This is a genomic window from Micromonospora profundi, assembly GCF_011927785.1.
Taxonomy (GTDB): Bacteria; Actinomycetota; Actinomycetes; order Mycobacteriales; family Micromonosporaceae; genus Micromonospora; species Micromonospora profundi.
Genome location: NZ_JAATJK010000001.1, coordinates 3,363,447 through 3,383,490, shown reverse-complemented (window position 1 = coordinate 3,383,490; position 20,044 = coordinate 3,363,447). Strand labels below are relative to the sequence as shown.

General features: G+C 67.9%; 12 protein-coding genes and 1 riboswitch. Of the genes, 4 read left to right on the top strand and 8 right to left on the bottom strand.

Annotated features, from left to right (window positions below; translation table 11 throughout):
* Positions 1-92: 92 nt before the first annotated feature.
* Entirely contained in the window at positions 93-1,466 is a 1,374-nt protein-coding gene (locus F4558_RS14750; RefSeq protein WP_167944729.1) for a helix-turn-helix domain-containing protein, read from the top strand.
* Here the strand turns inward: F4558_RS14750 and F4558_RS14745 are convergent.
* Entirely contained in the window at positions 1,394-3,073 is a 1,680-nt protein-coding gene (locus tag F4558_RS14745) for a S9 family peptidase (RefSeq protein ID WP_312877338.1), read from the bottom strand. The genes F4558_RS14750 and F4558_RS14745 overlap by 73 nt on opposite strands.
* Before the next feature lie 552 nt (positions 3,074-3,625).
* Here F4558_RS14745 and F4558_RS14740 point away from each other — a divergent pair.
* On the top strand, positions 3,626-4,345 hold the full coding sequence (locus tag F4558_RS14740; protein ID WP_312877337.1) for a GIY-YIG nuclease family protein: 720 nt from the start codon (positions 3,626-3,628) through the stop codon (positions 4,343-4,345).
* On the opposite strand, the gene F4558_RS14735 is transcribed toward F4558_RS14740, so the two are convergent.
* The 7 genes from F4558_RS14735 to F4558_RS14705 form a co-directional block, all read right to left on the bottom strand.
* Positions 4,305-5,282, bottom strand: coding sequence for a hypothetical protein (locus tag F4558_RS14735; protein ID WP_167944727.1), 978 nt, complete (start codon positions 5,280-5,282; stop codon positions 4,305-4,307). The two genes, F4558_RS14740 and F4558_RS14735, sit on opposite strands and share 41 nt — an antisense overlap.
* Positions 5,283-5,456: 174 nt before the next feature.
* Positions 5,457-6,059 carry a hypothetical protein gene (locus tag F4558_RS14730; RefSeq protein ID WP_167944725.1) on the bottom strand — a complete coding sequence of 201 codons (603 nt, stop codon included), beginning with the start codon at positions 6,057-6,059 and terminating at the stop codon, positions 5,457-5,459.
* 29 nt (positions 6,060-6,088) lie between these two features.
* Positions 6,089-6,209, bottom strand: a riboswitch (SAM riboswitch).
* A gap of 78 nt (positions 6,210-6,287) precedes the next feature.
* Positions 6,288-7,862 carry a serine/threonine-protein kinase gene (locus tag F4558_RS14725; RefSeq protein ID WP_167944723.1) on the bottom strand — a complete coding sequence of 525 codons (1,575 nt, stop codon included), beginning with the start codon at positions 7,860-7,862 and terminating at the stop codon, positions 6,288-6,290.
* A gap of 117 nt (positions 7,863-7,979) precedes the next feature.
* A complete protein-coding gene (locus F4558_RS14720) occupies positions 7,980-11,159 on the bottom strand; it encodes a type I restriction endonuclease subunit R (protein WP_167944721.1) in 3,180 nt (1,059 codons plus the stop codon).
* 6 nt (positions 11,160-11,165) lie between these two features.
* Positions 11,166-12,359, bottom strand: coding sequence for a restriction endonuclease subunit S (locus F4558_RS14715; protein ID WP_167944719.1), 1,194 nt, complete (start codon positions 12,357-12,359; stop codon positions 11,166-11,168).
* Complete coding sequence (locus F4558_RS14710; RefSeq protein ID WP_167944717.1) at positions 12,356-14,404, bottom strand: type I restriction-modification system subunit M; 2,049 nt, start codon at positions 14,402-14,404, stop codon at positions 12,356-12,358. The genes F4558_RS14715 and F4558_RS14710 overlap by 4 nt, the downstream gene beginning before the upstream one ends.
* 65 nt (positions 14,405-14,469) lie before the next feature.
* On the bottom strand, positions 14,470-16,590 hold the full coding sequence (locus tag F4558_RS14705; RefSeq protein WP_209273303.1) for an N-6 DNA methylase: 2,121 nt from the start codon (positions 16,588-16,590) through the stop codon (positions 14,470-14,472).
* A 298-nt stretch (positions 16,591-16,888) separates the two neighbouring features.
* Here F4558_RS14705 and F4558_RS14700 point away from each other — a divergent pair, with 298 nt between their 5' ends.
* Together F4558_RS14700 and F4558_RS14695 are read left to right on the top strand one after the other, a co-directional pair.
* The gene (locus F4558_RS14700) at positions 16,889-19,354 is read left to right on the top strand and encodes an AAA family ATPase (RefSeq protein ID WP_167944715.1); all 2,466 of its coding nucleotides are present in this window, start codon (positions 16,889-16,891) and stop codon (positions 19,352-19,354) included.
* Positions 19,351-19,755 (top strand): hypothetical protein, encoded by a 405-nt coding sequence (locus tag F4558_RS14695; protein WP_167944713.1) that lies wholly within the window; start codon positions 19,351-19,353, stop codon positions 19,753-19,755. The genes F4558_RS14700 and F4558_RS14695 overlap by 4 nt, the downstream gene beginning before the upstream one ends.
* Positions 19,756-20,044 lie beyond the last annotated feature (289 nt).

The following is a 20,044-nucleotide window of genomic DNA, read 5'->3' as shown; positions in this document are numbered from 1 at the left end:
GGTGACAAATCGTAGTAGCATCAGCGTTCGTCGACCTCTGCCGCCTCTGCACCTGGATGCAGTAGCTGCGACGCACTCGAAGGGGATGCGCCATGGGGCAGACGCCGCGGGCATTGGAGGCGTTCGCGTCGCAGCGCCACTTCTTCGGCGCCGAGCTCCGTCGCCTGCGCGAAGCGGCGCAGTGCTCGCAGGCGAAGCTCGGGGCGATGATCTGCTTCAGCGCGGACCTGGTGCGCCGGGTGGAAACAGCGGACCGGTTCCCATCCCGCAAGTTCGCTGAGGCGTGCGACGCGGCACTCTCGGCTGGCGGCGCTCTCAGGCGGATGTGGCCGCTGATCGAGGAAGAGCGTCGCAGGACCCGAACGATTCCAGAAACGGCGAGCGCTTCTGCGGCCGGCACCTCGGACCACACGAGGATTGGCGAACACGCCGAGTTGGTCAGGCGGGTACCTCTTCAGCCCGGCGTCCTCGATCGCGCCGCATTGGAATGGTTGACCGCTGAAGTCGGCTCGCTGACGCAGAGGTCCGACGCTCCGGCCCGTTCGGGATGGGTGTCAGAAGAAGATCTCCAGGCTGCGGAGACCTCGCTGGCGATGTTTCGCGAGCTGGACCACACCTTCGGGGCCGGCCGAGTCCACGCCCAGGTGCAGCACTACATCGAGGGCGAACTCAACCAGCTGCTGGCGGCCTCGCCCGCGAGCGAGGCCGTCCGTGTCCACCTGCAAGGGCTCGCGGCGGGATTCTTTGAGCTGTGCGGGTACCAGGCGGTCGACACCGGCGCCTACGGTCTGGCTCAACGCCGCTATCTACGCGCCCTCCGGCTGGCCCAGTCCGCCGGTGACCGCGTGTACGGCGGATATCTGCTCGCGGTCAACATCGCTCATCTGTCCCTGCATTGCAACCACCCCGAGCCTGCGCTGCGGATGGCGCTCGCGGCGTTGACGGGCAGCGAGAGTCACGCCACCCCGGCCGTGCGGGCCGCGTTGCACGCGGTGGCCGCCCGCGCCCAGGCCCGCCTCGGGCGCGAGGCGGCGTGCGCCGCCCACCTCGGCGTCGCGGAACGGCAGCTTGCGCGTAGCCGGGCGGGCGAGGAGCCGCCGTGGATTCGTTACTTCACTGTCGCCTACCTGGCCGACGAACTCGCCCACTGCTTTCACGATCTCGGCCAGCCCCGGCTGGCGCAACGGCACCTCGGCACAGCCCTCGCCGGGCTTCGTCCGTCGCACGTGCGCCGGCTCGCGATCGACACCGCGCTCCTCGCTTCGTCATTGGCAACGGCCGGGCGGATCGACGAAGCCTGTGCCACAGCGCGCACTGCGGTCGACCACGCCGCCGCGACCCTGTCCCACCGCTGCGTGCAACGCATCGTCGACGTCCAGGTCGACCTCGATCCCTACCGAGGCGAGCCGGAAGTACAGGAACTCGGCGAGTACGTGCGGCACCGGCTACCGTCCGCGGTGGTATAGCCGTCAGCCGGACGCCACTGCGGCATCGCCGAGCGGTAGTGGGCAAGCTCTGCTTCCAACGCCCGGGCAGCATGAGCCGAGGTGGCGACGTAATGCCCAACACCGTCGAGCAGCATCAGCTCGTGCGGCACGCCCCGATCTTGCAATTCGTCGGCGAGTTCCCGCACGTCGTCGGCGGTCGCTACGTCGTCGGCGGTGCCATGGATCATCAGGACCGGTCGGCGGATGTCCTCTGCACGAACTCGCCCGGCGCCACCCCGCAGCCGGGCCGCGTGTGCGCGCTGGAATCGAGGCACGGTTTCCGCCCAACGCTCGGGATCGACGATCGCTGACACGGCGGTTGCCGCAGCGAACGGACCGTCCTGTGTCATCCCATGTAACGCGGTATATCCGCCGGCACTGGCTCCACGGATGAACACCGCCCCCGGGACCGCCCGGCTCTCGGTCAGCAGGTGCTCGGCGACGGCGCGGCAGTCCACCACGTCGTCGATGCCCCAACGGCCGTAGAGGGCCTGCCGAAATGCCCGCCCGTACCCGGTGCTTCCCGTGTAGTCGACGTCGACGACGGCGAACCCGCGGCTGGTGAAGAACTGCGCCTGCCAGTCCAGCCGTACCAGGCTGGAAGCCGTCGGACCCGGGTGCGCCCGTACGATGACGGGCGCACACCAGTCCGGGGCCGCCCCGGTTGGCGGATATACCAGCGCCACCACCTCCCGGCTGCCTTCAACCGGGATGCGCAGCTCCACCGGCGTCGACACCGCTAGCTCGTCAAGCCCCGGATGCTCGGCCCGAGCCAACACCTCGACACGCGGCTCGTCGCCCAGGTGCACCAGCGCCACCTGCGGGGCCACCTCCGGTGACGATCCCACCAAGGCCACCGACGCGCCGCCGACCGCGAGGTACGGCTTGATCGACGTGTAGGGCAGCTTCACCGGCGTGACCGCTCCCGCTCGATCAACGACGGCCAGGTGGTGGCGGGGCCCTTCCTGCACCACCATCACAATTCGGCCATCAGTCAGGAAGTCGTAAGAGACGTAGCCCAGCTCCCACGGCTCGGCCGCGCACTCGGCCGCCACCGGAGCCACCGGCTCGACCGATTCTCCATCCCAGCGATAGAGGTTCCACCAGCCGCTGCGATCCGACGCGAAGTACAGGGCGGCGTCCGGCCCCCACCGCGGCTCCACCACGGACTCCGTCGGCCCGCCTGCGAGCTTCACCGGATCGCCGAGCAACCCGTCGGCACCGTAGGGTGCCACCCACAGCTCGCTCGCGTCCCACGGCATGTCCCGCTCACTCCACCGCAACCAGGCCAGCATTCCCGGCCGGGGTCGCGGAGCCCCGAAGAAGCCCGAAGTCTCCGCAAGCACCCGCATCACCGGGGCGCCGACGAACGAAACCGCCACCAGGGCGTCACCGTCGTCGGTCTCCCGTACAGCGAGCAGCTCGCCGTTGCCGATCGTCAGGTCACCGAACGACGACGAGTCCTCCACCATCAGGCGGACGTGGCCTTCGGTTACCCGGTAGAGGCCGTTCGCGCCGGCGCACCACACCTCGTCGCTGCTCGGGGCGTACGTACCACCGCCGTAGGCGTGCACACTGCTGGTCACGGCGAAACGCGATGGAGTTACGTCGGCCACGCCGTCGTCTGCCGACCACCGCACAAGGGTCGGGCCGCTCCCGGAGCTCGGACGGGACTCCAGCCAGTACAGCGCATCCCCGACCTTGCGTAGCTGGTCGAAGCCGATTGACGCGCGAACGGCGCTGGCCGCAGAGACGGCATCAGATTCTGGTGCCAACTCCACGGACTCCTCCTCGGGCGACGCCGCCAGCGATCCGTCGTGATGATTCATGGCGGTGAAACAGGATGCCATTGTCACCTACTTCCGGCCCGGCGGGCCGGACGCGGGCCAGCACGTGGGCGACCGCCCGAGTCTCCTCGCGGGTAGGGCCGGAGACCACGCAGAGGGTCATCTTGCCCGCTCCGCTCTCTCGGCCTGTAGTCGCGTGTTCCTTCGCAGGCGGGCGGCCTTCCGCACGGGCTCCGGCTCGGCGGCCAGCGAGTCGTGTTGGATACTCTTCCCGCTCATTCCGGCCGCTGCTGAGGTGGCCGGGATCGCCGCATCCGACGGCGCATGAAGCTACGGGAGGAGGAGGCGGTCGTGGCATCTCCAGTTCGAGACCATCGCGTGCAGGTCGTGCAGAAGTGGGGCTTCGGGATGGCCCCCGTCAAGCCCGAGGTCCAGCAGAAACGACGTCAGTCGGTAGCGGCCGTGCTGAGCTACCTGCAGAACGGCCCGATTGAGTCCAGCCCGTCACTGCTGGAGGCCCTGTCGGAAGTCAAGGGGCTCTACTCGCGCTGTCACAAGCAGGACCAGTGGGACTGGTTCACCGTGTGGCAACAGCTGGGCCGCCCTGGACGTAAGCGCTGCCTACAAGCTGGTGATGCGTTCGGTCGCCTACGGAGCGCGATCAGGGATGGCGACGATGCAACCGTTGCGAAGCAGCTCACGCTCCTGATTGACGCGGACGTGCAGGTCCATCTGGCCGGACTCGTCGGGGAACAGCCGCGTGAACCGCGAGGAGCTGGCTACATCTACGTGCTGTCGACTCGCGAGCAGCCTCGGATGCTGAAGATTGGCTACACCGAGCGGACCGTTGAGGAGCGGGTGAGGGAGATCAATCGGGCGACCGGCGTCGTTATCCCGTATGGCGTGCGCGCTTTGTGGGTGGTCGCGGATGCTCCGTCGGTGGAGGCCGAGCTGCACGATCGATTGGCGCCCTATCGGGTGCGCAAGGACCGCGAGTTCTTCGACCTCGATTACCGCGACGCGTCCGCCCTCATCCAGGGCTACATAGATGGTCTCCGACGCGAGGAGTAACGTGGTCGTCCCTGGCGAGCAGCTGATGGAAGGCCACACGTTCCTCCCTTAGATCAACGGGCCGGCCCGCCAACTCAGCCAGGAGTTCCGGTAGGCGCCACGTCGTCAGGTGTGCATAGCGGGCGTTGTAAACGCCGACGGCTTCGATGGCGAACTCGTCAGCGAAGTCCAGCAGTACGTAGCCGAGCAGCTGCATGATGGTCGGCGCTTCCAATGAGGACCGCCGCGTCCCGGCGCGGCGCTTGCTGCCGAGGCCCGTCTTGAGGTCGAGCAGCAGACCTGCGGCGATCAGATCGGCGTCGGCGTTCATCAACGATGACCCGGCGAAGGTCGGCCCGAGGGCCCACGCGCCATGCCGCGCCGACAGGGACGGCAGGAGGCTCCGCTCGGCGAAGGCGCGCAATGCCTGGAGCTCGTCGAGGGCCGCGGGTGGAGCGAGATCAAGTAGCTTCCCGGCGGTGATGGACCTTGGGGCCAGGGCCATCAACGGGGATCCGGGTGTGGAACCGACCCGGTACAGGTCGGTGAGGAGCGCCAGCGCCCAGCACGCCCGGGCAACGAGTTGATGGTCGGCTTCGCTGCCTGCGGCCGGCCCGGTGAACCGGGAGGTCCCCACGCTGTCGCCGCTTCGGGAGTAATCCAGCGTGCGCGCCAGTTCGTCGACCGCGTGCCGGAGTGGGGGAGTGCGCGCGCCGAGCAGTGCCAAGCGCAGATCCGGTCTGGGATGCAGCATGAAGCGCACCATCCAGTCGAAGGCCGAGCCGATGGTGCCAGGGTTTGCCTGACTCCCAGGCACGACAAGGGAGCCCACGGATTCCCGATACCGTGCCTGCAGGTCCTGCCAGCGGCCGAACCGCTCCTGAATGAACAACCTCGCTGGCGAGGCTCTGTTGCTCAATGCCACGGTCAGCGCCGGCCAACCACTGATGATGGTCATGCTTCGACCACCGGGCACCGACTTCGCTGCCCGCCACTGTCCATCATGGCCGGATGCTATCGAACGGCGCGGCATCCGAGCTGCCCGTTATCACCGGACCGTCGATGGGCGATGACCAGCCGGCTGCTGTTGGCGAGATCGGTTACCACCAACAGCAGCCGGCTGGACTGGCGATCAACGAGCGGTGGCCAAGAATTCGTTCTGCGCCTGCCGGAGGCTGCTGAGGTCGTGGGGGACGGGCATGACGCCGTAGCGGTCGAAAGCGTCGACGCTTGCTCCGAGCGACGGCGACCACCGTCGCTGCCACTCGACCAGCGGCACACTTGGGCCGACTGGGCGTAGTGGCTCGGCGAGCCGGTCGAACTCCACCTGCTGCCACTCGCGCAGCTCGTTACCACGCCGCGCGGAAGTCACCAGCGAGGCAGCGACCTCGGTGTTCGCGGCCGTCGGCGGCTGAACCACGTCGCCGTTCATGAGCGAGTGCCGGCCCAGCGGCAGTGCAGCACGGTGGCCGTACCATTCGCCGACGAGCTGCGAGACGTGTCGGCAGGTTTCGCAGGCCAGCCACGACCACCGGGTTCGGGTGATCACCGTGTCCCGGACGCACAACACACACAGGTCGAGGTCACCAGGGATGTCCTGGCCCTGCCACTGCTGCTCCCACTCCGGCGTACGGGGCTGGCACCGGCACCGCTGCTCGCGCGGGGCACCGTCGCGAAGGTGCCCGCAGGTCAGGCAGACCGCGAAGGCGGCCAGGTCCAGCTCGTTGAACGGCACGGTGAACTCGCTCTCCCGGTGCCATGAGGCACCCGCTCTTGCCGTGCCGCAGCTTGCGGTCGACCTGGTCTTCCCCCGGAGGCACCGTGCGCGGGTGGCGCGGTTGCCGGGTCAGCAAGCCGGGAGGCTTGACGCTGACCACTCTTGACGCCCAGGAAGCATAGAGATCATCGAGGCCGGGAGCAATCCCGCGGGGGGAGACCTGAGCCAACGGTGGTGGCGGAACTATCAGTCGGCGGCGAGTCTGAGCCGGGCAAGCAGGTCGGCCACTTCCCGGGTCAGCTCATGGTCTGGGCCGTAGACGACGCAGAGGTCGTCGTGCAGCGGTTGGAGCTCGTCTGCGGCCTCGGCGGCCTTGTCTTCGGAGACCAGCAGTATGCCGATGTTGAAACGTAGGTCGAGAGCGGTGGGGGAGACGTCGCCGGAGGCGGCGCGTACGTGCGTCAGCACCTGCCGGAACTGGCGCAGGGCTGTGGTGGCCTGGCCGAGTTCCGCCCGGCAATGGGCTGCCTGCCGCAGGCATTCCAACGCGTCCTCGCTGGTGGGGCCAGCGGTACGGGTGTATGCGGCGGCGAGGGCGTCGAACTCCGGCAGCGCGCGCCGGAAGTCCCCGCCGATGATGAGAATGGCCGCTCGCCGTGATCGCAGACCCAGCACCCGTGGACTTTCAGCACCGAGCGCCTCGCTGGCGGGTCCGATCACACCCTCGAGCACCTCGGCAGCCTGGGCGAACCGCTCGTCGTCCAGCAGCTCGTCGGATTGGGCAACGGCAGCCTTGATCGCGTCTCGAACCTCGGTCCGCAGGATCGCCGCCGGATCGGCGCTCGACGTGCCACTGCGCGGCGCCGGGACCACGGGAGCGGGTGCGGGTCGGCGGCGGGGCGCATTGGGTCGGCGGTACACCAGCGTCGGGTCGGGCATCGTGCTGCTCGCGCGCTCGGAGGCGGGCGGTGCCGATCCAGGTAGGGGCAGGAAGGGCAGCAGCCGCTCGTAGACGTCGTAGGCGTCCGCCGGCCGGTCCTCTGGGGCCTTGGCCAGCAGATCGAGGACCAGCTCCTCGATCGCTGCGGGCACGTCGTGGCGGAGCGTCCGTAGAGGTGGTGGCGGCTCGGTGACGTGCTGGTGCCACAGTTCGAAGTCGCTGCCGCCGGCGAAGACCCGCTGCCCGGCGAGGAGTTCGTGCAGCACGCAGCCCAGGGCGTACAGGTCGCTTTGCGGCGTGATCTGTGCGTTCTGGATCTGCTCGGGCGGCATGTAGTGGTGAGTGCCGAGGGCGCTGCCGGTTGCGGTGAGGCGGGTGACGTCGGTGCGCAGGATGGCGGCGATGCCGAAGTCGAGGAGCTTGATCGCCCCATCCGCGGTGACCAGGACGTTGTCGGGTTTGAGGTCGCGGTGCACGACGGGGATGGCGTGGGCGTGGGAGAGGACGGTGCAGATCTGCGCGGCGATAGCGGCGGCCCAGGTAACCGGCAGCGGATGCTGTGGGTCGATAAAGGCCCGCAGGGCGGTGCCACGGACGAACTCCATCACCAGGTAGAGCCGGTCGTAGGAGCGGTCGAGGACCGCGTCGTACACCTGGGGCACGCCGTGGTGTTGGATGCGTGCGGTGACGCGGGCCTCGCGGCGGAATCGCTTGGCGAACTCTTCCGCCTGCTGCGGGGTTTGCACGGCCTCGACGCGGATGAGTTTGATGGCGACCTCGCGGTCGAGGACGCTGTCGTAGCCGCGCCAGACGTGCCCCATGCCGCCGGAGCCGATCTCCTCGACCCGCTCGTATCGACCGGCGATCGGCTCTGCCCGCACCGTTGCCTCCACCCCTGCGACTGTCCCAGTCAGATGGTCAGTGTTGCGGTCGAACCGATCATCGTCCAGGGTTGCCGCCGCGGCGTGTCACGTTGGCGCCGCGACGGCGTCAGTGGGTCAGGCCACCTCGTCGTCGACGACTCCCTCCTGCCGGCGGATCAGCCGCCAGGCGGCGCTGCGGGCGCTGCGGTTGAGCGAGCTGCGGAAGTTCTGCTGCGGGTCGAAGTACTTACGCCCCAGGTCGGCGGTGCTGTCGAAGTGATCCATCATCTTGTCCTCGAAGACCGGGTCAAAGACGTGGCCGAAGTTCTCCTCGTCGTTGGCGACGGCGGCCAGCCGCACCTTCGGGTCGGCTAGCGCCTCGTTGAAGGGCTTGATGACATCCTGCTCGGTGAACTCGGTCCCGTACTTCTGGTTGAACCGGTCGATGAGCTCCGACAGCAGCGACTTCTCCGACTCCTTCGCACCGCCGGATCCGTCGCCGAAGCCCTTCATGTCGGCCGGCCCCTCGGGGACGAGGCTGACATCGTGCTCACCGGTCTTCTCCACTCGAAGATGGCTGAGGTCGATCTCGCCGACGTCCACGCCGCCGTCCTCACCACGGGGCAGCCGATTGAGGAGGTGCCGCCCATAGAGGTAGAGGCGCTCAAGCTCAGCGTCGATGTACGTGACGATGCCGGAGAGGAAGCTGTACTTGCGGACGTAGTCGTTCAGGTCGGCCCGGAGTGCCTCAGCCGTCTCCTGGTCGTCTTCCTCGTCGCCGTTGAGTAGGTCGGCGAAGCGGGTCACCGCAGGATCGAGATGTCGGTACAGCTCGGCGTGGAGCTTCTCCCACTTCGCCGTGTTACCTGCGGCCTGCCGCTGGGCAGCCAGGTAAGCCGCCGCGAACGCCTGCATCTCCTCGTCGACGAGAACCGGCGCGGACATTACCCTGCTCTGCGCGGTGTAGAGCAGGTTGGGGTCCGAGGGCAGGGTGGCAGCTTCCTCGAAGTACGGGCGGAAGGACTCCTTGATGTCCTCGGCGTCGTTGACGAAGTCCAGCACCGCCAGGTCGGACTGGCTTTTGCGGTCGGCGGTGCGGTTGAGCCGGGACAGGGTCTGCACGGCGGCGATGCCGGTCAGCGTCTTGTTGACGTACATCGTGGTGAGCAGCGGCTGGTCGAAGCCGGTCTGGTACTTCTCCGCGACCACCAGGATCCGGTACTCGGGCTGGCCGGCTCCGCCGGCCTGGGCGGCCTTGTCGTCGGCACGTGTGTAGGCGAACGCCTTCGGCAGGGCGGTTTCGGGCAGCCCGCCGTTTTCCTTCGCCTCAGTGATCTCCTCACCGTCGTAGGTGAGGGTGCCGGAGAACGCCACCAGGACCCCCGGGTCGGCGTAGCCCAGGTCGCCGATGTACTTCTTTATCGACCGGGCCATCTGTACGGCCTGCGGCCTGCCTGCGGTGACCACCATCGCCTTCGCCCGTCCGCCAAGCCTTCCGGCAGTGTGCGTGCGGAAGTGCTCGACGATCACCTGCGCGTGCTGGGCGACGGTCGAGTCGTGGGTGAGCGCGTACCGTGCCAGCAGCGGGTTCGCCTTGGCCGCGTCGACCTTCCGCTCGTCGCGGTTGCCATTGACGAGCTTCCAGTAGGTGTTGTAGGTGACGTAGTTGCGCAGCGGATCGAGGATGAACTTCTCCTCGATAGCCTGCCGCATCGAGTAGGTGTGGAACGGGTGGTACTTCCCGTCCTCGCCGAGCGTGCCGAAACCTTCGAGGGTCTTGTGCTTCGGGGTGGCGGTGAACGCGAAGTAAGAGAGGTTCGCCGCCCGCTGTCGCTTGCGCGCGTTGGCCTTGAGCTGAGCCTCGACATCCGGTGTGGCCGGCGCGCTGGTCGCGCCCGGGTCGTCGGAGTCGGCATCGAGGCCCAGGTCGCGCAGCACCGCCCGGACCGAGGCGGCCGCATCGCCGGACTGGGACGAGTGCGCCTCGTCGACGACGATCGCGAACCGCCGGCCCTGGATCTCGGTCGGATTCTGCTTGAGGTACTCCTCAAGCGCCGGGAACGTGTGCAGCGTGACGGTGACGATCTTCCCCGTCTCGCGCCCGAGGGCCCTCGCGAGCTGCTCGGACTTCGACCCATGGTTCTCGTCGATCTTCACCACCAGGCCAGCGGTCTGCTCAAAGCTGCCGACCGTCGCGCGGAGCTGGGCGTCGAGGTTCCGGCGGTCGGTGATGATGATGACCTTGTCGAAGACGGGCGAGCCAGGCTGCAGGCCGGCTCGTACCGCGTCCGGGTCCAGCTCGGCCACGTCACCGTTTGCGTGCAGGGACGACAGGCGGTGGCTGAGCCAGGCAATGGTGTTCGACTTCCCCGACCCAGCCGAGGCCATGATCAAGTAGTTGTGCCCGGCCCCGTGCCGCGCCGCGTGCGCTGTCAGCCTCTTCACGGCATGCCACTGGTGGTAGCGAGGAAAGATCAACGACTTTCGAGTGCGCCCATCCGCACCCTTCTCCTTGTGCAGGTGAACGAAGCGCTCCAGCAGGTCGAGCCAGTTGTCCCGCTGCCAGATCTCCTCCCACAGGTAGGAGGTGGCGTACTTCCCGTACTCCGTGGCCGGCGGGTTACCCTCGCCGCCCGGCCGACCCGGGCCCTCCGAACCGGTGTTGAACGGCAGGAACCGGGTCGGCTTGCCGCGCAGCTGGGTGGAGACGAAGACCAGGTCCGGGTCAACGGCGAAATTGGCGATCACGCGGCGAGAGAAGATCAGCTCGGTCGGGTCGCGTTCGGTCCGGTACTGCTCCTTGGCGTGCTCGACCCCTGAGCCGGTCAGAGGGTTCTTGAGCTCCGCCGTGGCCACTGGGATGCCGTTGAGGAACAGAGCCAGGTCCAGCCGGTTGCCCCGGTCGGCCTGCTTGGTGGCGTACGCCAACTCCCGTACGACGGTGAGCCGGTTACGTCGGTAGTCGGCGAGGATCTCGTCCGACTCCACGAACGACGGCTTGAAGTAGGCGACCCGGATGCGTACCCCGTGGTCTTTCACGCCCTTGCGCAGCACGTCGAGCAGCCCGTCGGTGGCGATCGCCTGGTCGAGGCGCTTGACGAACCCGCGCTGCGTGGCGTCCCGGTCGCCGCCGTATGAGGTGACCAGGTCCTCCCACTCGGCGGCCTGAGTGGCCCCGATGAAGGTGAAGAGCTGGTGGGTGTCCAGACCAAGATCGGGGCGGTAGTCGGCGGTGTCGCCGCGCTCCCACCCACCGGCGAGGAGGGAAGCGACGATCGCGTCACCGAAAGCAGACTCGTGGTGAATGGGGCTCATGGCGCGTCAGTCCTCGATTCCTCGTCCGCTGGCGGTGGAGATGTCGATCTGGCCGGCAATAGCGGCGGTGATCAGAGCTGCCCGCCGTTCGCTGAGCAACTGCTCTCTAGCGCGAAGAAGCTTCAACTTGGTTCGTGTTTCCTCCTCGAGCTCGTGCAGCTCTGCGACGATCTGATCCTGTTCTGGGCGGTCGGGAGCAGGGATTCGGAGCTGTCTGATGAGGTCCTGGCTTAGGTTCGGCTGCCCTGCCCCAAGCGCCAGTCCAACAATTCCCTGCTTGTGTCCGCGGAACCAGTAAGAAGCATAGTCCTCGGAGATCGGTCCGATGGGAATCAAAGCGCAGCATGCCTGATTCAAGCAGGCATCGATTCGGAGAATTCCGACCTTCCCTTTGGTTGAGCCCTGTCCGTACAACGCCACCACAAGCGATCCCGCCGGATGGATCTTTAGGCTGGAAAAGTCCGACAGCGCTTCGGTGGTTACCGACTTTTCGGTTCTTATTATTTCGCCGTCATTAAGGTCTGCGCTATTTACCCAAGGGTGTGGGCCGTCGAAGTATTCGGATCGATCCGAGGTGGGCGTCGTGCCGCTTCCTGTTCTGAAGGCGTGGCTGATTTTCAAGAGTTGCCACCGTTCATTCATCTCAGGCATCCACGCGATCCCGGTTTTCCGGCGAGCGCCGGATCCAATCGATGTCGCCAATCGAACGGACTCGTTAAGGCGTTCGACCAGGGCTGCAATCTGTCGCCTCGTCCTTGACTGCATCGCATCAATGAGAGCGGTTTCGGTGTCGAGATAATCGGCGATTCGGCGCTGCTCCTGGGGGGGTGCCGCCGGAATTAGGGCGGCGTAAGCGGATTCGCGAGATAGGCCAGGCACTCCGACGTCTTGAGAAACTCCACGCAGGTCCACAGCTTGGAGCGCGTAGTATAGCCATCTCAGGTGGGCCGAAGTGCAACTCCCGTCAATGTAGTAGGCCGTGTCGATGGCGAACCCGTCGATTGAAGCCCAGTGAATCGACCCGTAGCTACCTTTGCGGCCGACAACAATTCCGGGGGCCCGGAAGTTGGCGCGGTGGTGTGTGCCAGAGATGCCGCCGGAACCCATGACGGGGTACTCGCCGTCGACGCGCTGATCTGCCGCCAGAGACTCGCCATACTGTAGCCGCGCAATACGTTTAAGCGGCAACAACTTCGTCACGCCGTCACCTCGCCGAGGAGGGCCTGGATCTCGGCCTCGAGCGCTTTTAGCTCGGCGTCGATCTCAGCGAGCGAACGAGGTGGCTTGTAGACGTAGAAGTGGCGGGTGAAGGGGATCTCGTACCCGATCTTGGTTTTCTCGTGGTCGATCCAGGCGTCCGGGGCGTGCGGAAGCACCTCGCGGCGCAGGTACTCCTCGACGTCCTCGTCGAGCGGCACGTTCTCGTAGTCGCGCAGCTCGGAGTCGGGCTCGGGGCTGCCCTTGACGAGCTGCACCTCGCCCTCGGGGTCGCGTACCCCGACGATGTCCCGCATCGCCTTCTGGAAGGCGGTGCCAGAAGGCCAGAGCACGCCGGCCTCGGCCATCGCCTTCCGCAGTGCGTCCCACGCCGCCCGTTTCGTCGCCCAGACCTGCCCGGTCAGCGGCTTCAGCGCGGTGGCCAGTGCGTCGGCGTCTGACACCTTCTGGATCGGCTTCGAGACGGCCAGTGCGGTCAGCGTCTCCTCGGTGACCTCGAAGCGGAGCTTGAGCGGGCGCTCGACGGTGATCCTGCGGTAGCCGAAGTCCTCGTTGGCGAAGACCTTCACCTTGCCGTGCTGCGGGTGCTCGGGGTCCTTGGCGGCGTCGAGCGCCTCCGCGTAGAGCCGGGTGATCTGCTTGATCTGGTCGGGGGTGACGAGCTTGCGCTTGTCGCCTAGGGACTTGCGCATTTTGGCGAACTGGTCACGGGCGTCGAGCAGGACGACCTTGCCGCGGTGGCCCTTGGCCTTGCGGTTGGTCAGGATCCAGAAATACGTGGAGATGCCGGTGTTGTAGTAGAGCTGATCCGGCAGGGCGACGATGCCCTCCAGCCAGTCGTTCTCCAGGATCCACTGCCGAATCCGGGACTCGCCGGACTCGGCTGCCCCGCTGAAGAGTGGGGAGCCGTTGAAGACGATGGCGACGCGGCTGCCGCCCTTGCCCTCGGCGGTGACTGGTTTCATTTTTGAAATCATGTGCTGGAGGAAGAGCAGCGAGCCGTCGTTGATCCGGGGTAGCCCGGCGCCGAACCGGCCGCTTTCCCCGAGCGTCTCGTACTCGGTCTCGACCTCGTCCTTGACCTTCTTCCAATCCACCCCGAAGGGTGGATTGACCAGCAGGTAGTCGAAGTGGGCGCCGCGGTGGCCGTCGTCGCTGAACGAGTTGCCGAACTTGATGTTCTCTGGGTCCTGGCCCTTGATCATCATGTCGGATCGGCAGATCGCCCACGACTCCGGGTTGAGCTCCTGGCCGAAGACGGTGACGGTCGCGGACGGGTTGTGCTTGGTGATGTGCTCCTCGGCTGCCGAGAGCATGCCGCCGGTGCCGCAGGCCGGGTCCATCACCGTACGGGAGGTGCCTGGGATGCTCAGTGCATCGTCGTCGGGAGCGATGAGTAGGTTGACCATCAGCTCGATGACCTCGCGCGGGGTGAAGTGGTCACCGGCGGGTCCGTTGGACTGCTCGGCGAAGCGCCGGATCAGCTCCTCGAAGACGTACCCCATCTGATGGTTGGAAACGTTGACCAAGGGCTGGCCGTCCTCGTCGGTGAGGATCTCGCCGGTCTTCTTGTCGCGCTGGTAGGGGTGCAGGTCGAGGTCGGCGAAGCGTCCGACCACTCGGTAGAGCAGGCCAGCGTTGTCCAGTCGCCGGACTTGCTGGGGGAACTCGTAGCGCTCCATCACCTCCTGCGCGTTCTCGGAGAAAGCACCGACGTACGCGATCAGGTGCTTCGCGGCCTGAGCGGAGTCGTTGGCGATCGACTTCAACGTGTAGCCGCTCACGTTGTAGAAGCTGCGCCCCGAGGCTCGGCGCAGGAACCGGCCGACGTCGACGTTCTGATCCTTGAGCCGGTCGTACTCCGCCCGGACCTTGTCGCGGTTGGAATCGAGGACGCACTCCAGGCGGCGCAGCACGATGAACGGCAGGATGACCTTGCCATAGTCGGACGGCTTGTAGTCGCCGCGGAGGAGGTCGGCGACCGACCAGGCGTGATTCGCCAGCTCGGTGTGCTTGCTGCTGTTCAACGGGGTCCTTTCGAAGGGCAGGTGCTGGGGTGGCTGGGGGAGTCGGGTCAGGTTCAGGATGGCGTCTACTCGGCGCCGGGTGGTTGCAGCGCGCCGCCGGCGAGCCCCGCCGCAAGGGTGCGGGCCGTCTCGTCGGCGAGGCGGCTGGCGATGTCGGCCGCCGTGCGCAGGGCGTTCAGTTGGCGGAATGCCTTGCCGTAGCGCCGCTGCTCGGCGAGGGGCAGCAGCGGCACCCGCAGGCGGCGCGGGTCGAGGCGGATCACGGTGCTGCCGGACGACGCGGCGCTGAGATTCTCCTCGGCGGCCAGGAATCCGGCCAGGAACCACGGGTCGAGACGGGCGGGATCAGGTCGCAGGAGATGAAGGTGCCGACCAAGGTGGAGGCCGGCGTCACGGGCGTCCGCGACCCGGGCGATGCCAGCGCCGTTCGGCAGCAGTTCCGGAAGGATGACGTCACCATCTCGGATTTCGATCTCGGTGCCCGAGATGCCGTCCTCGGCGGGTCCGGAAGCGGGGCTGTGTGACATTACGTCTCGGGGGGTCAGGGTGGACGGCGCGGACGGGTCTGTTGCGACGGGTGTTGAGCTGCGAATCGCCGCCGGTACCCGCAGGAGCTCCAGCGCGCCGCCGCGTAGGAGGTCGGCGATGCTGGCGGTGCGCCAGGACAGGGGAGCGGCGCCGACGGGCGGCCAGGCCTCGCCGCCGCTCAAAGTGATCAACCCCGTGGCTGCCCGCCGTAGCCTGGCACGCAGTTCGTGGCCGATCGCGGCGAGCTCGTCTGGCATCGCCGGCACCGGGGTGGTCCGGACGTGACGGGCGGGCGTGAGGTCGACCGTCTCGTCGAGCAGGTCGATGATGGGAACGGCTTGAGCCACGCCCGGAACGGGATCGAAGTTGTCTGGATGCCGGTCGTAGTCGTTCCACGCCTTGAGCACGTCGTCACGCAGCGCGGGCCAGTCCACCGTCTGGCGTCTGATTGGTGGCTGATCAGGCCGGGCGGCGTCGGGGGTGGCGGTGTCCACCATGAGGATGTTCAACGGCAACGTGGCCTGCGGGTGCTGGCGTTCGATTACCCACAGGTGAAGGCCGACGTGTAGAGGTTGTGCGACCCCGGGCGGTAGGGCGATGACGGCCCGAAGCACGCCAGCGCGAAGGATCTCGGCTCTGAGCCGGCGGCCCGAACCGCGCTCGGCGGCGGCTGGCGGCATGAGGAGAACAGCGCGTCCACCCTCTGCCAAGTGCGCGAAGCAGTGCTGGAGCCAGGCGAGCTCCGACTCGCTCTTCGCCGGCAGGCCGAACTCCCACCGTGAGTCGTACGCCAACTCTTCGTGACCCCACTCGCGGTCGCCGTAGGGCGGGGCGCAGAGCACGGCCTCGGCGGTCAGGGCCGGGAACGCGTCGGCACGGATGCTGTCGCCGGCACGCACGCTCACCTGAGTGGTGGTCTCCGCGGGCTGAAGGGCGAGGCGCACGGCGGCCTGCGCGGCCTGCGCGGGGACGATGTCTTGGCCGTACAGGTCCCGTGCCCCGCGGGCTGCGGCCGCGAGAAGAAGGCCACCGGCACCGCAGGCGGGGTCAATGACGGACGTCGGGTACGGCTCGCCCGGTTCCGCGAGCAGGTCGGCCATCAACGTGGCCACCGGCGCGGGGGTGTCGTACATGCCGCCGGCGCTGGTGGCGTCGAGGTCGCCTTCCGCGAGCACGTCTGCGGCCCGCAATGCTCCCTCGTCCGCGACGCAGTGCAGCAGCGCCCGCAGCAGCGGTGCCTCGTCCGCGTCGTATGTCATGCCGGCCGCACCGGGTATCTCGGCGAGGAGTGGCCGGATCGCCTGCTGCGCCCGTTCGGGCAGTTGGCTGTCGGGGAGGTCGCCGAATTGCTTCAGGTCGCTGCCCGCCATCCGGGCTGCGGCCAGGACCAGCGGTAGCAGTCTGGTCGGCGTGCCGCTGCCGGCCTGAGTGGCGCGGATGGCGGTGCGCAGGTCGTCGGCGGGTGAGGTGGCCGGGAGCTGACCTCGCGCGGCAAGCCAGCCCTGGACCGCGTCCAGGTCGTAGGCCGGGCTGCTGTCCGTGCCGCCTGTTGGGGCCGGGAAGTCTGAGTGACGGCGACGCCAGTTGCTGACGGTGGCGCGCGTGACCCCGGCCAGCCGGGAGATCTCGGCGGCGGTCACCTGGGCGTGTCTGGGCATCGGTGTCCTGTCATTTCATGCATCGTCCTGCTCGTGGATCACTCTACACGACCCCTGGGGCGTGTAAACGGTTTGACACAGCTTTCAGTGCCGAGTGTGCTAGTGTCGTTTTCAGTGAGCGGGTCGAGGTTTACCTCGGCTGCCGCCGATGCTTCCTGTCCGGGTGTCGACGCCCGGGCGCACCACCCTCATGTCCGGCCCAGCCCTTCCGGCCGGTCAGATTCCTCATGCCGACGCAGCGAGTTGCCCCGCCTTCCGGCGCGGCCACTCGCCCCCCTCCCATGAGAGGAGGCACCACATGAGCACCGACCCTCAAGCCGACACCGTTGACCAGCTCATCCTCGACCACCTCGACCACTCCGACCTGACCGAGACCGCCAAGGACCTCGTCATCGCCGCCCTGCTCGGCGGCGACGAGCTCGCCTCGGTGCTCGGCGGCGCGACACCGCGCCGACCGACACCCCCATCGCCCGACACCGAAACCCCGGAACCGATCGGGACCTACCTCGCCAGCATCGAGGTGACCGGGTTCCGCGGCATCGGACCCACCGCCACGCTCAACCTCGTACCCGGACCGGGACTGACCATCGTGACCGGTCGCAACGGCTCGGGTAAGTCCAGCTTCGCCGAGGCCGCCGAGTTCGCCATGACCGGTGAGAACAAGCGGTGGGCCGGCCGCAGCTCGGTCTGGCAGGAGGGCTGGCGCAACTTGCACGCCACCGAAAGCCCTCGCATCCACGTACGACTCGGGGTCGAAGGCCACCGCAATGGTGCCACCGTCGAATGCGACTGGGAGCCCGAGGCAGGGCTCAACGATGGCAAGACGTTCCTGCAGATCGCTGGTAAGCCCCGGCAGTCGGTTGCCGACCTCGGATGGGCGCAGCCGTTGGAGCTGTACCGGCCGTTCCTCTCCTACGCCGAACTCGGTGGGCTGCTCAGCGGCCGCCCCAGCGAGATGCACGACTCGCTGCACCGCATCCTCGGCCTCGGTCGCCTTGTCGAGATTGAGACCATGCTCAAGACCGCGCGTAAGGAGATGGACGACCAGCGAAAGCTGGCCGGCACCCAGTTGCCGCAGCTGCGGACCGCGCTCGCCGCCCACCCCGACCCGCGCGCCCGCCGCGCCGAGCAGGCGCTCAGCGGCAAGGCCGCCGCCCTCGACGTGCTTGCGGCATTGGCCGCCGCTGACGAGCCGACCAGTGACACGACCCTCGTGCCGCTGCGCCAGCTCGACGTACTCGGCCTTCCCGAACGAGACGCCCTGGTACGCGAGCTGGAGCGACTCCGGGGGGCGTTGCAACAGATTGACGACTTGGCCGGCACGCCGGTGGAGGAAGCTCGGGCGCTCGCCAAGCTGCTGAGCGACGCCCTGCGCCATCACCACAGCCACCCGGGCCAGCCCTGTCCAGTGTGCGGGGGTCGCACCCTGGACGAGGCGTGGGCCGAGCAGGCTCAAGCGCAGCTGCGACGACTCACCGAGCGGGCCGAGCGCCTCGACGAAGCCCACGAGATCGAGCGGGGTTCGCGCCGTACGTTGCGAACCTGGCTGCCCCAGTTGCCGTCCGTACTCGCCGTCGACCTCACCGCCGAGGGGGTGGACACCGGCGACGCCCGGGTCGGATGGCAGCACTGGGACGAGCTGGTTGGGTCGGTCGACTCGCACAAGGTCGCCGAGGCGGCGCTCGCCGCCTTCGACGCGCTCACCACCGTCCTGCAGCCGGTCAAGGCGGCAGCACGGCAGGCGCTCGAACGCCGGCAGGCCGCCTGGCAGCCGCTCGCCGACCAGATCCGCGCCTGGATCGACGCCGAGCAGGCGAGCCGTCAGTCCGTCCAGATGTTCACGGCGCTGAAGGCCTCGGTCACCTGGCTGCAAAAGGTTGGCGGGAGCATCCGCAACGACAAGCTCGCACCGGTGGCCGCGGAAGCGACCGAGATCTGGAACACGCTGCGGCAGGAGAGCAACGTCGACCTCGGCGCGATCCAACTCGCCGGCACCGGCACCAACCGGCGGGTGGACCTGAAGGTAAACGTCGACGGAGTACCCGGGGCGGCGCTGGGGGTGATGAGCCAGGGCGAACTGCACTCGCTCGCCCTGGCGCTCTTCCTACCGCGTGCCACGATGCCGGAGAGCCCGTTCCGGTTCCTCGTCATCGACGACCCGGTGCAGTCCATGGACCCGGCCAAGGTGTACGGGCTGGCCAAGGTCCTGGACCAGGTGGCGAAGCAGCGGCAGGTCATCGTGTTCACCCACGATGACCGCCTTCCGGCCGCAGTGCGACACCTGCAGCTCGACGCCCGGATCCGCATCGTTAGCAGGCTGGCGCAGTCCCAGGTCACCGTCACCGGTGACGCGCACGGCGACCCCGCCCGGCGTTACCTCGACGACGCGGCGGCCATCGTTCGCGACGACGACATGGCCGACGAGGTCCGCCGCCCGGTCGTCTGCAACCTGATCCGCGACGCCCTCGAATTCACCTGTCACGAGCGGATCCGTACCCGTGACTTCCGGGCCGGGCTGCCGATCGCGGAGACCGAGGCGGCGATCAGCGAGGCGCATGGCCTGCGACCGACCCTCGCGCTGACGCTCCTGTCGGATCACCGGCGGGCCGGCAAAGAGTTGAACCAGCCGCTGGAGCGGCTGCACCCCGCAGCCCGACGGGTGGTCGCCTTCGCCAACCGTGGTGCCCACGGCGGGAGCTCCGGCGACCTTGCCGGGCTCGTGTCCGACGCACGTGCGGTCGTGGGGAGGCTGAGTCAGCCGTGAGCCCACACACGTATCTGAGCGCTGCCAGTGCGCTGCTGTTGCACCCGCCGTCCAGCATGCGCCGCTGCTGGCAACGGGGATCCGCCTGCCTGACCCGCCTCGCCCTCGAACAAGGGCTGCGGCACTACTGGGATCGGGTCGCCCCCTCCGTCGTCGACCGCCCCATGCGCAACCAACTGCTCGTTCTGCCCACCTTCGCCGGTGCCGAGGCAGCCTCGACGGCGCGCACCGCCTGGCACGGCCTGTCGCGCGCGATGCACCACCACACCTATGAACTCGCACCCACGGTCGCAGAGCTCCGCGGCTGGCACCAGGACGTCACCGCACTGCTACCCCAACTCGAGCTGGCGGGCCCCGCCGACCCGAAGGCGTCCCGGCCTGACGCGCCTGCCATCCAGTGATCCGAGTGCCGGGCCGGCCACCTGCCCGCCAGGTGACCGGCCCGCCAGTCGGGCGAAGTCAACGCCGCCACTTCTCACTCCCCTGAGTGGGGCGGCGTCCTATCTGACCTGTCCACCGGTGCCGCCGACCGGTTCCACCTCAGTGACCGATCGGGCAGGGCGGACGCTGAGGCGCTGGTTTGGTCTTGAAGACGCCTTGGCTTGCTTGCATAGTCGCCCTACCGCGCTGACCACCCCAATCCACAAGAGGGAGACCGTGTCACACGCATCCGAGATACTTCGGCTCCGG